Source organism: Actinomadura sp. NAK00032 (assembly GCF_013364275.1).
In the GTDB taxonomy this organism is placed as follows: Bacteria; Actinomycetota; Actinomycetes; order Streptosporangiales; family Streptosporangiaceae; genus Spirillospora.
Genome location: NZ_CP054932.1, coordinates 6,857,805 through 6,870,729, shown reverse-complemented (window position 1 = coordinate 6,870,729; position 12,925 = coordinate 6,857,805). Strand labels below are relative to the sequence as shown.

Annotated in this window: 10 protein-coding genes; 4 read left to right on the top strand and 6 right to left on the bottom strand. The window is 72.2% G+C overall.

All coding sequences use genetic code 11. The features are described 5' to 3' along the window. Positions 1-6: 6 nt before the first annotated feature. The 4 genes from HUT06_RS31360 to HUT06_RS31345 all read right to left on the bottom strand — a co-directional run bounded on the left by HUT06_RS31360 (position 7) and on the right by HUT06_RS31345 (position 4,304). Positions 7-825 (bottom strand): SDR family oxidoreductase, encoded by an 819-nt coding sequence (locus tag HUT06_RS31360; protein ID WP_176198999.1) that lies wholly within the window; start codon positions 823-825, stop codon positions 7-9. A 133-nt stretch (positions 826-958) separates the two neighbouring features. Beyond that, on the bottom strand, positions 959-2,500 hold the full coding sequence (locus HUT06_RS31355) for an NAD(P)/FAD-dependent oxidoreductase (protein ID WP_176198998.1): 1,542 nt from the start codon (positions 2,498-2,500) through the stop codon (positions 959-961). Between the two features lie 2 nt (positions 2,501-2,502). Continuing rightward, on the bottom strand, positions 2,503-3,504 hold the full coding sequence (locus tag HUT06_RS31350; RefSeq protein WP_176198997.1) for a diiron oxygenase: 1,002 nt from the start codon (positions 3,502-3,504) through the stop codon (positions 2,503-2,505). Between the two features lie 95 nt (positions 3,505-3,599). Then, positions 3,600-4,304, bottom strand: coding sequence for a TetR/AcrR family transcriptional regulator (locus HUT06_RS31345; protein WP_254715479.1), 705 nt, complete (start codon positions 4,302-4,304; stop codon positions 3,600-3,602). A 229-nt stretch (positions 4,305-4,533) separates the two neighbouring features. Here HUT06_RS31345 and HUT06_RS31340 point away from each other — a divergent pair, with 229 nt between their 5' ends. The 3 genes from HUT06_RS31340 (at position 4,534) to HUT06_RS31330 (ending at position 9,100) form a co-directional block, all read left to right on the top strand. Continuing rightward, positions 4,534-5,304 carry an ABC transporter ATP-binding protein gene (locus HUT06_RS31340; protein ID WP_217711541.1) on the top strand — a complete coding sequence of 257 codons (771 nt, stop codon included), beginning with the start codon at positions 4,534-4,536 and terminating at the stop codon, positions 5,302-5,304. Beyond that, positions 5,301-7,811 carry an ABC transporter permease gene (locus HUT06_RS31335; RefSeq protein WP_176198995.1) on the top strand — a complete coding sequence of 837 codons (2,511 nt, stop codon included), beginning with the start codon at positions 5,301-5,303 and terminating at the stop codon, positions 7,809-7,811. The genes HUT06_RS31340 and HUT06_RS31335 overlap by 4 nt, the downstream gene beginning before the upstream one ends. Before the next feature lie 77 nt (positions 7,812-7,888). After that, entirely contained in the window at positions 7,889-9,100 is a 1,212-nt protein-coding gene (locus HUT06_RS31330) for a pyridoxal phosphate-dependent aminotransferase (protein ID WP_176198994.1), read from the top strand. A 21-nt stretch (positions 9,101-9,121) separates the two neighbouring features. Here the strand turns inward: HUT06_RS31330 and HUT06_RS31325 are convergent, their stop codons facing one another. After that, entirely contained in the window at positions 9,122-11,167 is a 2,046-nt protein-coding gene (locus HUT06_RS31325) for an ATP-dependent DNA helicase (RefSeq protein WP_176201752.1), read from the bottom strand. A gap of 154 nt (positions 11,168-11,321) precedes the next feature. Between HUT06_RS31325 and HUT06_RS31320 the strand changes: the two genes are divergently transcribed. Then, positions 11,322-12,281, top strand: a complete 960-nt coding sequence (locus HUT06_RS31320) for a DUF4192 domain-containing protein (RefSeq protein ID WP_176198993.1) — start codon at positions 11,322-11,324, stop codon at positions 12,279-12,281. 182 nt (positions 12,282-12,463) lie between these two features. Here HUT06_RS31320 and HUT06_RS31315 read toward each other — a convergent pair whose 3' ends face one another. Then, positions 12,464-12,835, bottom strand: coding sequence for a hypothetical protein (locus tag HUT06_RS31315; RefSeq protein ID WP_176198992.1), 372 nt, complete (start codon positions 12,833-12,835; stop codon positions 12,464-12,466). Between the last annotated feature and the right edge of the window lie 90 nt (positions 12,836-12,925).

Below are 12,925 nucleotides of genomic sequence, written 5' to 3'. Positions count from 1 at the left end.
CCCGGGTCACTTCCCGGCGCGGATCCGGCCGACGGCGATCTGGGCGACGCGGACGGCGGCGCCCGGGTTGAGGCGGACGCCGCGCCAGGCGAGCCGGCCGTGCGCGGGCGCGACGATGAGCGCCTGGTTCTTCGCGACGCCGCGCATGATGTCGCGGGCCAGCTTCTCCGCCGTGTAGAGGCGCGGGGACGCCTTGGCGATGTCGCCGGTCGCGTCGCCGCTGAGCGCCGTCTCGGGCAGGTCCGGGTTGACGTTGTGCAGCAGCGGGGTGTCGACGAAGGACGGGCAGACGACGCTGACCTTGACGCCGCGTCCGGCGGCCTCGGCGCGCAGGCCGAGGGAGAGGCCGACGACGGCGTGCTTGGTGGCGGTGTAGGGGATGCCGATCGGCATCGGGACGAGCCCCGCCAGCGACGCGGTGTTCACGATGTGGCCGGAGCCCTGCTCCAGCATGATCGGGTAGGCGGCGTGGACGCCGTGGACGACGCCCTTGAGGTTGATGTCGATCGCGCGGTTCCAGTGGTCGAGGGTGAGCTCCTCGGCCAGCCCGCCGATCGCGATGCCGGCGTTGTTGAACACCAGGTCCAGCCGGCCGTGCTCGGCCTTGACGCTCTTGTACAGGTCGGCGACGGCGACGGCGTCGGTGACGTCGAGGGCGGCGGAGGACGCCTTGCCCCTGCCGAGGGTGTTCAGCTTCTCGGCGACCTTCGCCGCGCCGTCGGCGTTGATGTCGCTGACGAGGACGGTGTCGCCGCGCGCCACCAGGGACGTGGCGATCGCACGGCCGATGCCGGAGGCGCCTCCGGTCACGATCGCGATGCTCATTGCGCGCTCCGCTCGATGAACCGCGGGCCCGGGCCGGATGGGGAGTGGCCCCGGCCCGCGGTGGCTAATTGGATTTGATGTTCAATTACGGGGGATTGTAGAGGGCGGGCGGTGCCCGCCGATACTCGCGCCGCTACAAAGCGGGGGCGGCCCGCTCGTCCCGGCGCCCGCTGTCCCGCTCGATCTGGAAGTCGTCCGGGTCGAGCCGGCGGGTCCGCAGCCAGAAGTTCAGCGTGGACGCCGGCCACGCGGCCCGGTTGACGCCGGCGCGGTCGAGGTACCAGCTGTCGCAGCCGCCGGAGACCCAGACGGCCCCCTCCGACTTGCGCTGCACCCACTGGTTGAACCGGTCCTGGGCGGACGGCTTCACCGAGATCCGCGCGCCGCCCGCCGCGTCCAGCATCGCCAGCGCCCGCAGCACGTAGCGGACCTGCGCCTCGATGATGAAGATCATCGAGTTGTGGCCGAGCCCGGAGTTGGGCCCGAGCAGCAGGAACAGGTTCGGGAAGCCCGCGACCGCGACGCCGAGGTGCGCCTCGATGCCGTCCTTCCAGGCGTCCTGGATCTTCAGCCCGCGGCGGCCGACGATGTGCGCGCCCTCCATCGCGTCGGTGACATGGAAGCCGGTGCCGAAGATGATCGCGTCGACCTCGTGCTCGCGGCCGTCCCGCGTGACGATCGAGTGCTCGCGGACCTCGGCGATGCCCTCGGTGGTCAGCTCCACGTTGGGCCGCATCAGCGCCGGGTAGTAGTCGCTCGACACCAGCGTCCGCTTGCAGCCCATCGTGTAGTCGGGGGTGAGCTTGCGGCGCAGGTCCCGGTCGGGGACCTGGCGGGCGAGATGCCACCGGGCGAGGGAGCCGGCCGCCTTGAGCAGGCTCGGGTTCTTGAACCCGAGGACGAAGCTCTCCTGCATCAGGTAAATGCCGTTGCGGTAGCCGCGCTGGACGAGCGGGACGCGCCGGAACAGGGCCCGCTCCACCGCGGTGACCGGCCGGTCGGGCTTCGGGATGATCCACGGCGGCGTCCGCTGGAACACCGTCAGGTGCCGGACCCGCTTCGCGATCTGCGGGACGAACTGGATCGCGGACGCGCCCGTCCCGATCACCGCGACGCGCTTGCCGGCCAGGTCGTAGGAGTGGTCCCACTGCGCGGAGTGGAACGTCGTCCCCTCGAAGGAGGCGAGACCCGGCAGGTCGGGGATGCTCGGGTGGTGCAGCGGGCCCATGCCCGCGACGAGCGACCGCCCCCGGACGATCTCGTCGCCGTTGACGGTCACCCGCCAGGTGTCGGTGGCGTCGTCGTACTCCGCCCCGGTCGCCTCGGCGTTGAACCGGATGTGCTGCGCCAGCTCGTACTTGTCGGTGATGTCCTTGATGTACTGCAGCAGCTCCGCCTGCTTCGGGAACATCCGCGACCAGTCGGCCTTGGGCTCGAAGGAGTAGGAGTACAGCAGCGACATGATGTCGCACGCGCAGCCGGGGTAGGTGTTCTCCCGCCACGTCCCGCCGACCTCGTCCGCCTTCTCCAGGATGACGAAGTCGTGCACGCCGGCCTTCTTCAGCCCGATCGCCATGCCGAGGCCGGAGAAGCCCGTGCCGACGATGACGACCTTGTACGGGCCGCCCGGCCCCGCCGCCGGCGTCACCACGGCGGGGTCCCGCACCGCCGCCATCGTCAGGCGGCCTTGCCGGATCCGACGGCGCGGCGCTGCTTGGGCTCGTCCCAGATGCCGAACGCCTTCCACACCCGCTTGTTCAGCGGGTCGATCACCTTCAGCTCGGCCATCAGGTCGCGGATCTTGCCGACCGAGTTGGAGATCTCCGCCTGCGACGCCTCGTTGCGGTAGGCGGCGCGGACGACGTCCTTCGGGATGTTGAAGTGCCGCACCATCGGCCCGGGCGGGGACAGCATGATCCGCGCCATCACGCCGAGCACGACGGGGGTGGCCAGGCCGAGGATCCGGCGGCGCGCCGGGTGCATGTTCGGCACCCGGTGCTTGAGGTAGTGCCGGGCGAACGAGATGTGCCGGGCCTCCTCCGCGATGTGGATCTTCATGATCGTCTCTTCGAGCGGGTGCTTGATGTGCCCGCCCTTGAGGGACTTGCGCTGGACGTAGTCGATCGGGTCCTCGCCGCCGAGCACGAACACGAAGAACATCTCGGTGCTGACCAGCGGGATCCACGGCGCGGCCTGCGCGATGAGGCTGAGCGAGCGCGGCATGCCGCGGATCGGCATCTTCGTCCGGTTCACGAACTCCTGGAACATCATCCCGTGGTGACATTCCTCGGTCGTCTCGTGGTAGACGTACCGGAACTCGGGGCGGCCGTTCGGCAGCCGGTAGGCGTAGTTGAGCAGCCCGCGCTTCAGCAGGTTCTCGAACTGGAGCCCGATCTTCATCGCGGTGGCGACGCGCCACAGCCCGATCTGCGCCTGGATCTCCGGCGGCTGCGCCTGGTACCAGGCCGTCTCGCCGAGCCGGTCGAACGGCGGCAGGACCCAGCGCGGGTCGGTCTTGTCGACGACGAACTCGGGGTCGTCCCAGGGGATGTCGGCGTAGGCCTCCCAGTGCTTGTCGACCGACGCCTTGTTCAGGCGGTCGATGACGCCCAGGTACGACTTCTTGTCCTTGACCTGCTCGCGGACCTCGTCGGCGAGTTCGGTGGGGGCTTTCGGCATGTGAGGCGCTCCCTCGGGGTGCTGCGGCCGGCGCGTACCGATCGCGGGCCGGCGGTGGTGCTGGGGGTGGTGTCGGGGGGTGTCGGCTGAGTGGGTCACACGGATTGCTGCGCGGACGCCTTTTCGGGGGTGTCGGGCATGGGCGCGCCCGACGGCGCCCCCTGCTGCGGGACGATCAGCTGCGCGACGTCCTTGACCTGGCGCAGCACCGCGGCCTGGTGGCCTTCGGCGTCGTCGTCCAGTGCGTGCTGTATGGAGAGCCCGACGAACATCGCGAACAGGGCGCGCAGCATCGTCGGGGCGAAGTCGGGGGGCAGCGTGTTCTGCGGGAACAGCCGCTCGAACGTCTCCAGGATCACCTGGAGGATCCGCTCGTTCAGGTCGATGCACAGCGGCCGCAGCTCGTCGTCGGTGCGGGCCGCCACGGCCAGCTCAATGAGGGCCTTGGCGGGACGGCCCCGGAACACCTCCCACAGCAGGTCGAGGGCGCCCGAGACGTTGCGCCGCTCGGCGGGGAGGACGGCGAACGCCGTCTCGTACGCCAGGCGCTGCGCCTCCAGCAGGTGCTCCAGCGCCGCCGCGACGAGGACCATCTTCGTCGGGTAGTGGTGCTGCTGCGCGCCGCGCGAGACCCCGGCGCGGCGGGCCACCTCCGTGGTGGACGTTCCGGACCAGCCGAGGTCGACCAGGCACTCCATGGTCGCCTCCAGGAGCCGGGCCCGGGTGCGCGCCCGGCGTTCCTCCTGCGTACGGCGGCTGGAGGAGCCGTGGCGGTGCCGTCGGCGGCTGCTTACTGCCATGGCTCGACGGTACGAGCGCGGATACAAGCAAGCAAGCCTGCATGTATGTTGCCCACATCACAATTGGACATCGTGTCTTATTGATCTTCGTGAGGGGTGCGGGGCCCGCGGCGCGGCCCAGTACCGCGGCGGACGTAGCCGAAGCGGGGCCGGGTGCGTCCGGGGGAGCAGCGCGGGTGCCTCTCCTCGCCCGACGACGGGCGGCATGGCGCGCGGCCACGATCCCGGCATGGGAAACGCAGCAGAGGCAAGACGAACGGTCAGCGAAGTCGGCGGCGGCGCCCGGACCGAGCACCTCGGCAAGGTGTACGGGTCCGGCGACATGGCGGTGCGCGCGCTCGACGACGTCACCATCGAGTTCCCGGACGGCCGGTTCACCGCCATCATGGGCCCGTCCGGCGCCGGCAAGTCCACGCTCATGCACTGCGTGGCCGGGCTGGAGGACGCGACGTCCGGCAAGGTCTACGTGGGCGGCCAGGAGCTCGGGGCGCTGTCGGACCGGCGGCTCACCAGGCTCCGCCGCGAGCGCATCGGGTTCGTGTTCCAGGCGTTCAACCTGATCCCGACCCTCACGGCGCGCGACAACATCCTGCTCCCGCTCACGCTGGCGGGCACGAGCCCGGACGGGGAGTGGCTCGACACCGTCGTCCGCGTCCTGAAGCTGGGGGACAGGCTCTCGCACCGGCCCGCGGAGATGTCGGGCGGGCAGCAGCAGCGCGTCGCGCTGGCGCGCGCGCTCGTCACCCGCCCGCAGATCGTGTTCGCGGACGAGCCGACCGGCAACCTCGACTCCCGCACCGGCGCCGAGGTCCTGGCGCTGCTCCGCAACGCCGTGGACGACCTCGGCCAGACCGTCGCGATGGTCACCCACGACCCGGTCGCCGCCGGGCACGCCGACGCGGTCGTGTTCCTCGCCGACGGCCGCATCGTCGACGTCATGGACGCCCCCACGCCCGACCGGGTGCTGGACCGCATGCGAGGGCTGGGAGACCACTCATGACCGGGCTCGTGTTCAAGGAACTGTGGGGACGCAAGCGCCGGCTGGTCGGCTCCCTGGTGGCGGTCTTCCTCGGCGTGACGTTCCTTACCGGAACGCTCGTCCTCGGCGACACGCTCGCGGCGAGCATCGACGGCTACTTCTCCAAGGCGTACGGCAGCACGGACGTGACCGTGCGGAACGCGACCAAGGTGAGCGACGCGCCGTGGGGCGCGCGCGGGGAGATCGACGCGTCCGTTGTGGACAAGGTGCGCCAGGTGGACGGCGTCGCCAACGCCGAGCCCACCATCCAGGGGTCGGGGCAGCTGCTCGCCAAGGACGGCACCACGATCCAGTCGCGCGGCCCCCGGACGGCCGGCAACTGGGTGACCGACCCTGAACTCAACCCGTACCACCTCGTTTCCGGACGGGCGCCGCGCGCGCCCGACGAGGTCGTCGTCAACAAGATGTTCGCCGACCAGGGAGACCTCAAGGTCGGCGACCGGACGGCGGTGCTCACGCCGCGGAAGGTCCCGGTGACCGTCGTCGGCATCAGCAAGTTCGGTGACGAGGACGCGTTCGGCGAGACGTCGTTCACGGCGTTCTCGCTGGAAGGCGCCCGGCAGTACGTCGCGATGGGGACCGACCGCGTCGGCGGCGTCGCCGTCCGCGCCGAGGACGGCGTGAGCCAGGCGGAACTGGCCTCCCGCATCAAGCCGGTCCTGCCCGCCGGGGTGGAGGCGGTCACCAACAAGGCGCAGGTCGAGGAGGGCATGAGCCTCGTCGAGAGCGGCTTCCTGCGCATCTTCCGGATCGTCCTGGCCGCGTTCGGCGGGGTCGCGCTGCTCGTCGCCGCGTTCTCCATCCACAACACCTTCGCGATCACGATGGCGCAGCGGACCCGCGAGTCGGCGCTGCTGCGCGCCCTCGGCGCCGGCCGCCGGCAGGTCGTCGCGATCGTCGGCTTCGAGGCCCTCGTCGTCGGCGGCGCCGCCACCCTCGCCGGGCTCGCCGGCGGGCTCGGCTTCGCGGCGCTGCTCCGGTGGCTGTTCATGGAGTTCCGGATCGGGATCGCGATGGAGGGCCTGTCCGTCGCCGCCACCACGATCCTCATCGCGGTGCCCGTCGGCCTGGTGGTCACCCTGGTCGCGGCGCTCGGGCCCGCGCTGAAGGCGTCCCGGACACCGCCGCTGGCGGCGCTGCGCGAGGTCGCGGCCGAGGCGTCCCGGCCGTCGGACACCCGGATCATCGTCGGCGGCGTCTTCGCCGCCGTCGCCGCCGGGACCGTCGTGTTCGGCGCGGTCACCGGGCAGATGGCGATGGCGGCCGCGGGCGCGGTGGTCACCGTCGCCGCGATGGTCGTGCTCGGGCCGGTCGCCGCCCGCCCGGTCGCGGCCCTCATCGGCGGTCCGGCCGCGCGGCTGCGCGGCGTGCCGGGCCGGCTCGCCCGCGACAACGCCTCCCGCAGCCCGGCCCGCACCGCCGGGGCCGCGACCGCGCTGATGATCGGCGTCGGCGTCGTCTCGCTGATGACCGTGTTCATCGGGTCGCTGGGCGCGTCCCTGGAGAACAGCGTCGCCGGGTCGTTCAAGGGGGCGCTCGTCGTCAACGCCGGCAACAACGAGACCGGCGGGTTCAGCACCCGGCTCGTCCAGGACGCCGCGCGGCTGCCGGAGGTCCGGGAGATCGCCGGGGCCGGGACCGGCAGCATGCGGGTGGACGGCGACCCGTCGACCGTCAGCGTCGCCGACCCGGCCGCCCTCGGCCGCGTCCTCGACCTGGACGTCACCCAGGGCGCCATGAAGGACGCCGGTACGTTCGCGGTGTCGAAGAGCGTCGCCGACGACAAGGGCTGGCGTGCCGGGTCGCAGGTGGACGTGACGTTCGCCGACGGCGCGTCCCAACGGCTCACCGTAGGCGCCGTCTACGAGAACACCGACCTGACCGGCGACTACCTCGTGCCGCGCACTGTTTGGGACGCCCACACCAGGCAGCCCTTGGACACGAGGGCGTTCGTCGAACTGCGCCCAGGAGCGTCGGCTGCCGCCGCCACCCGCGCCCTCACCCGGCTGAGTGCGGCCTACGGCGCCCCTGAGGTCCAGACGCGGGACGACTTCGTCGCCTCGCAGACGGAGGAGCAGCAAGGGTTCATCACCGTCGTCTACGGGATGCTGATCCTCGCCATCGTCGTCGCTCTGCTCGGCATCGCCAACACCCTGTCGCTCGCCGTCCACGAACGGACCCGCGAACTCGGGCTGCTGCGCGCGGTCGGCGCGACCCGGCCGCAGATCCGGTCGATGGTCCGGTGGGAGTCGCTGATCGTCGCGCTGTTCGGCACCGCCGGTGGGATCGGGCTCGGGCTGTTCCTCGGCTGGGGGCTGGGCAGCGCGCTCGGCAACCCGTTCGCCCCGCCCGCCGTCCAGCTGGCGGTCATCGCGCTGGTCGGCGCGGTCGCGGGGGCGCTCGCCGCGATCCGGCCCGCGCGCCGCGCGGCGCGGCTGGCGATCCTGTCCGCGATCTCCGCCCCGTGACGCGCGCCGTCCCCGTTCCTCCCGCCACACCGGGGGGAACGGGGATTGCGGGCGCTTGCCGCGGATATGGTAAGTCCATGCAGGTCAACCAGTCGGGGAAGCTCACCAACGTCTGCTACGACATCCGCGGGCCCGTGCTCAAGCGCGCCAAGCAGTTGGAGGCCCAGGGCAACAACATCCTCAAGCTGCACATCGGCAACCCGGCCCCGTTCGGGTTCGAGGCCCCGCCCGAGCTGCTCCAGGACATGGTCCGCAACCTGCCGGACGCGCACGGCTACAGCGACTCCAAGGGCATCCTCCCCGCGCGCCGCGCCATCGTGCAGCGCTTCGAGGACAACGGCGTCGCCGACATCGACGTCGAGGACGTCTACCTCGGCAACGGCGTGTCCGAGCTGATCGTCATGACCCTGCAGGCGCTGCTCAACGACGGCGACGAAGTCCTCATCCCCACGCCCGACTACCCGCTGTGGACCGCCGCGGTCTCGCTCTGCGGCGGCACGCCCGTCCACTACCTGTGCGACGAGGACGACGGCTGGCAGCCGAGCCTGGACGACATCGAGGCCAAGATCGGCGACCGCACCCGCGCGATCGTCATCATCAACCCGAACAACCCGACCGGGGCCGTCTACTCGCGCGAGGTCCTCGCCCGGGTCGTCGAGGTCGCCCGCCGCCGCAACCTGCTGGTCTTCGCCGACGAGATCTACGACCGGATCCTCTACGACGAGGCCGAGCACGTCCCGATCGCCTCGCTCGCCCCCGACCTGCTGTGCCTCACCTTCGGCGGGCTGTCGAAGAACTACCGGGTCGCCGGGTTCCGGTCCGGCTGGGTCGTGCTGTCCGGGCCGAAGGAGCACGCCGAGTCCTACATCGAGGGCCTGGACATCCTCGCCAACATGCGGCTGTGCCCGAACGTCCCCGGCCAGCACGCCATCCAGGCCGCGCTCGGCGGCTACCAGAGCATCGACGACCTCGTCCTGCCGACCGGCCGCCTCGGCGAGCAGCGCGACCGCGCCTGGAAGCTGCTGAACGACCTGCCCGGCGTGTCCTGCGTCAAGCCGCAGGGCGCCCTCTACGTCTTCCCCCGGCTGGACCCGGAGATGTACCCGATCGAGGACGACATGCGCTTCGCCCTCGACCTGCTCGAACAGCAGAAGCTGCTCATCGTGCAGGGGACGGGCTTCAACTGGCCGGCCACCGACCACTTCCGCGTCGTCACGCTCCAGTACGCCGACGACCTGGAGGACGCCGTCGGCCGCATCGGCGACTTCCTCGCCGGCTACCGCCGCTGAGTCACTGCGCGCGCCGCTGAGTCACTGCGCGGCGGCCGCGTCCAGGCGGCGCAGCGCGCCGCGGACCACGTCCGGGTCGGTCGTCGCCCAGAACGGCGGCAGCGAGTTCTTCAGGAAGCCGCCGTACCTGGCCGTGGCGAGCCGCGGGTCGAGGACGGCGACGACGCCGCGGTCGTCCATCGACCGCAGCAGCCGGCCCGCGCCCTGCGCGAGCAGCAGCGCGGCGTGCGTCGCGGCGACCGCCATGAACCCGTTGCCGCCGCGCGCCGCGACCGCCCGCGACCGCGCCGACGACACCGGGTCGTCCGGGCGCGGGAACGGGATGCGGTCCATGATGACGAGCTGCAGCGACGGGCCGGGGACGTCCACGCCCTGCCACAGCGACAGGGTGCCGAACAGGCACGTCCGCTCGTCCTCGGCGAACTGCTTCACCAGCAGGGAGGTCGAGTCCTCGCCCTGGCAGAGCAGGGGGTGGGACAGGTGGTCCTTCAGCTCGTCGGCGGCCTGCCGCGCCGCCCGCATCGAGGAGAACAGGCCCAGCGTGCGCCCGCCCGCCGCCTCGATCAGCTCGGTGATCTCCGTCAGGTAGGCGTCGGCGAGACCGTCCCGCCCCGGCTGCGGCAGGTGCCGCGCGACGTACAGGATGCCGGCCTTCCCGTGGTCGAATGGCGAACCCGCGTCGAGCCCGGACCACACGACCTCGGTCTGCTCGCCCTTCTCCGTCGCGGTCTGCGCGAGCCCTTCCGCGGCGGTCTTGGCGTCCCGCGGCGCCTTCTCGTCCAGCGGCGGCAGGCCCCACTGCCTGGCGAGCGGCTCGAACGACCCGCCGAGCGTCAGCGTCGCCGACGTCAGGATCGCGGTGCGCCGCTCGAACAGCGTCGCCCGCAGCAGGCCGCCGACCCCGATCGGCGCCACGTGCAGCGCCGGCGGACGCTTCGGGCGCCCGTCCGGGACGAACGGCTTCTCCACCCACACCACGTCGAAGCGCTCGGCCATCTCGGGCTGGAACGCCTCCAGCATCCGCACGGCCGTGTCATGCAGGTCTTCCAGCGACGACCGCGCGGCCTTGCGCGCGGCCATGTCACCGGGATCCGACTCCTTCTTGTCCGGGCCGAGCGCCGTGACGCACGCGTGCGCGGCGTCCCGCACCACCGCGATGGTGTTGCCCAGAGCGCTCGGTAGGACGTCCATACGCCCCTGGGGCAGATCCTCCAGAAGGACGCCGAGCCCCTCCGCCGCCTCTTTCAACCGGTCGGCGACGGCCTCCTCGATCAGGCGCCCGCACCGCCGCGCCGCCGTCTCGACCCCGGCCCCGCTCAGGTCGCCCGTGGCGACCGACGTGACCCGGTCGACCAGCTCGTGCGCCTCGTCCACGACGACCACGTCGTGCTCGGGCAGGACCTGGAACTCCTCCAGGGCGTCGATGGCCAGCAGCGCGTGGTTGGTGACCACGATGTGCGCCTCACCGGCCTCCGCCCTGGCCAGCTCGGCGAAGCACTCCGTGCCCTGCGGGCACCGCTGGGCGCCCAGGCACTCCTTCGCGGTGACGGCCACCTGCCGCCACGCCTGCTCGCTCACCCCGGGGACCAGCTCGTCCCGGTCGCCGGTGCGGGTCTCGTCCGCCCACTCGTTCAGCCGCTTGACCTGGCGGCCCAGCGTCGACAGCTGCTGCGGGTCGAACAGGCTCGGCCCGTCCTCCTCCTCGGGGACGCCCGTCTGCACCCGGTGCAGGCACAGGTAGTTGCGGCGCCCCTTCAGGATCGCGAACTTCAGCTCCGTGCCCAGCATGGGCCCCAGGGCCTCCGCCAGCCGGGGCAGGTCGCGGTCGACGAGCTGCCGCTGCAGCGCGATCGTCGCGGTCGACACCACCACCGTCGTCTGCTTCTCCACCGCGTACCGGATCGCGGGCACGAGGTAGGCGAGCGACTTGCCGGTGCCGGTGCCCGCCTGCGCGGCGAGGTGCTCGCCGGAGTCGATCGCCTTCTCCACCGCCCGCGCCATCTCCACCTGGCCTGGGCGCTCGGCACCCCCGATGGACGCGACGGCCGCGGCGAGCAGGGTCGCCATGTCCGGAATCTGGGTATCGCTGGCGTTCAGCAGATCAGGGGCGGGCACGCCGCCCAACGCTACCGCCCCCGGCGGACACCCACGTCCGCCCGGAGTTATCCACATCCCGCGGATCCGCCGCGCGCCGTCGCCGCCCGCTGCGAACGTCGACGGCATGGCACCTCTCGTGATCCGCACCGCCCATGACGCCATCGCCGCCGTCCCGTACCTGCTCGGCTTCCACCCGTCCCGGAGCCTCGTCGTGATCGGCTTCGAGGGCGGTCGCGGCATATGCGCGATACGGCTCGATTTACCGGCCGCCGACGACGGCCGGGCGGCCGCCGTCCTCGCCGCCAACGGCTACGCGCGCTCCCTCCTGCTCGGCTACGGCCCCGCCGCCGAGGTCGAGGCCGCCGCCACCCCGATGCGCGCGGCACTCGCCTCGGCCGGCGTGCCCGCCGCCGAGGCGATCCGCGTCGCCGCCGGCCGCTGGTGGTCGCTCACCTGCCGCGACGCCTGCTGCCCGCCCGAAGGGACCCCGTACGACATCTCCGCCACCACCGTCGCCGCCCAGGCGACCTACGCCGGCCACGTCGCGCTCGCCGACCGCGACGAACTCGTCCGCTCCGTCCAGCCCTTCGACGGCCCCGCCCGCGCCGCCATGCGCGGCGCCACCGCGCGGGCCGAACGCCGCCGCGCCCGCACCCGCTCCACGGAGGATGACCTCGCGCGCCTGCTCGCCCTGCTCGACCACGCCCGCGCCAGCCCCACCGACGACGACGTCGCCTGGCTCGGCCTCCTGCTCACCGACCTGCGCTTCCGGGACGAGGCATGGATACGCATCGACGAGGACGCCCCCGCCGCCGACATCGCCTTCTGGCGCGACGTCCTCCGCCGCGTCGAGGAGCGGTACGCCCCGGCCCCCGCGTCCCTCCTGGCCTTCGCCGCCTACACCGCCGGCGACGGCGGCCTCGCCAACGTCGCCCTCCAGCGCGCGCTGGCCGCCGACCCCGCCTACTCGATGGCCGTCATCCTCCGCGAGGTCATCAACGCCGGCATCCCACCCTCCCAACTCCCCCTGCGCATGACCCCCGCTGAACTAGCCGCCGCCTACAAGAACAAAGAGGCCGGCTAACACCATGTTGCCGGGCCCCACCCAACCCAACGCCACTGCCCGCGTCACCGCACACGCGCAGGGCGTGCCATGTGCCCGTGCGACGAACGGGCCGGCGCCGTGGTCTTGTTCTCATCCAACGAGCGATACCGCGTCACCGCGCACGCGCAGCGGGCGCCGGGTGTTCGCGTGGTGGTGGGGGGTTAGGGGGCTACGGCTTGGCCGGGGGTGCCGGGGTCTATGCGGCGGTCGGGGTTGCGGGCGTTCCAGGCGCGCATGCGGGGCGGGTAGCCGACGATCTGGACGTCGTAGATGGGGAGGCCGAGGTCGCGGGCCACCTTGCCGATGACCTTGGGGGAGCCGACGCGGCGGCGGGTCCACTCGCCGTCGTGGGCGACGGCCACGGCGGTGGTGTCGGTGGCGAAGGTCTCGGGCTCGACGAAGAACTCGACGCCGCGGCGGGAGCGCGCGAAGGCGATCAGGGCCTCGATGTCGGTGTCGGTCGCCTCGCGGTCCAGCCGCGTCACCGTGGACCCGCGGTTCTTGCGGATCCCGAACCGGTCCCGGAACCTCATCGCCCACCCCGTCCTCTGGTCGCGGATGCGGTGTACGACGATAACGACATTCCGGGTGCGCGGGTTCCCGACACAGCGGCGGAATGCCCG

Coding starts and splice junctions, on each gene's coding strand:
- HUT06_RS31325 (WP_176201752.1), bottom strand. CDS start 11,167: ATGGCGACCCTGCTCGCCGCGGCCGTCGCGTCCATCGGGGGTGCCGAG.
- HUT06_RS31345 (WP_254715479.1), bottom strand. CDS start 4,304: ATGGCAGTAAGCAGCCGCCGACGGCACCGCCACGGCTCCTCCAGCCGC.
- HUT06_RS31315 (WP_176198992.1), bottom strand. CDS start 12,835: ATGAGGTTCCGGGACCGGTTCGGGATCCGCAAGAACCGCGGGTCCACG.
- HUT06_RS31330 (WP_176198994.1), top strand. CDS start 7,889: ATGCAGGTCAACCAGTCGGGGAAGCTCACCAACGTCTGCTACGACATC.
- HUT06_RS31320 (WP_176198993.1), top strand. CDS start 11,322: ATGGCACCTCTCGTGATCCGCACCGCCCATGACGCCATCGCCGCCGTC.
- HUT06_RS31360 (WP_176198999.1), bottom strand. CDS start 825: ATGAGCATCGCGATCGTGACCGGAGGCGCCTCCGGCATCGGCCGTGCG.
- HUT06_RS31350 (WP_176198997.1), bottom strand. CDS start 3,504: ATGCCGAAAGCCCCCACCGAACTCGCCGACGAGGTCCGCGAGCAGGTC.
- HUT06_RS31340 (WP_217711541.1), top strand. CDS start 4,534: ATGGGAAACGCAGCAGAGGCAAGACGAACGGTCAGCGAAGTCGGCGGC.
- HUT06_RS31335 (WP_176198995.1), top strand. CDS start 5,301: ATGACCGGGCTCGTGTTCAAGGAACTGTGGGGACGCAAGCGCCGGCTG.
- HUT06_RS31355 (WP_176198998.1), bottom strand. CDS start 2,500: ATGGCGGCGGTGCGGGACCCCGCCGTGGTGACGCCGGCGGCGGGGCCG.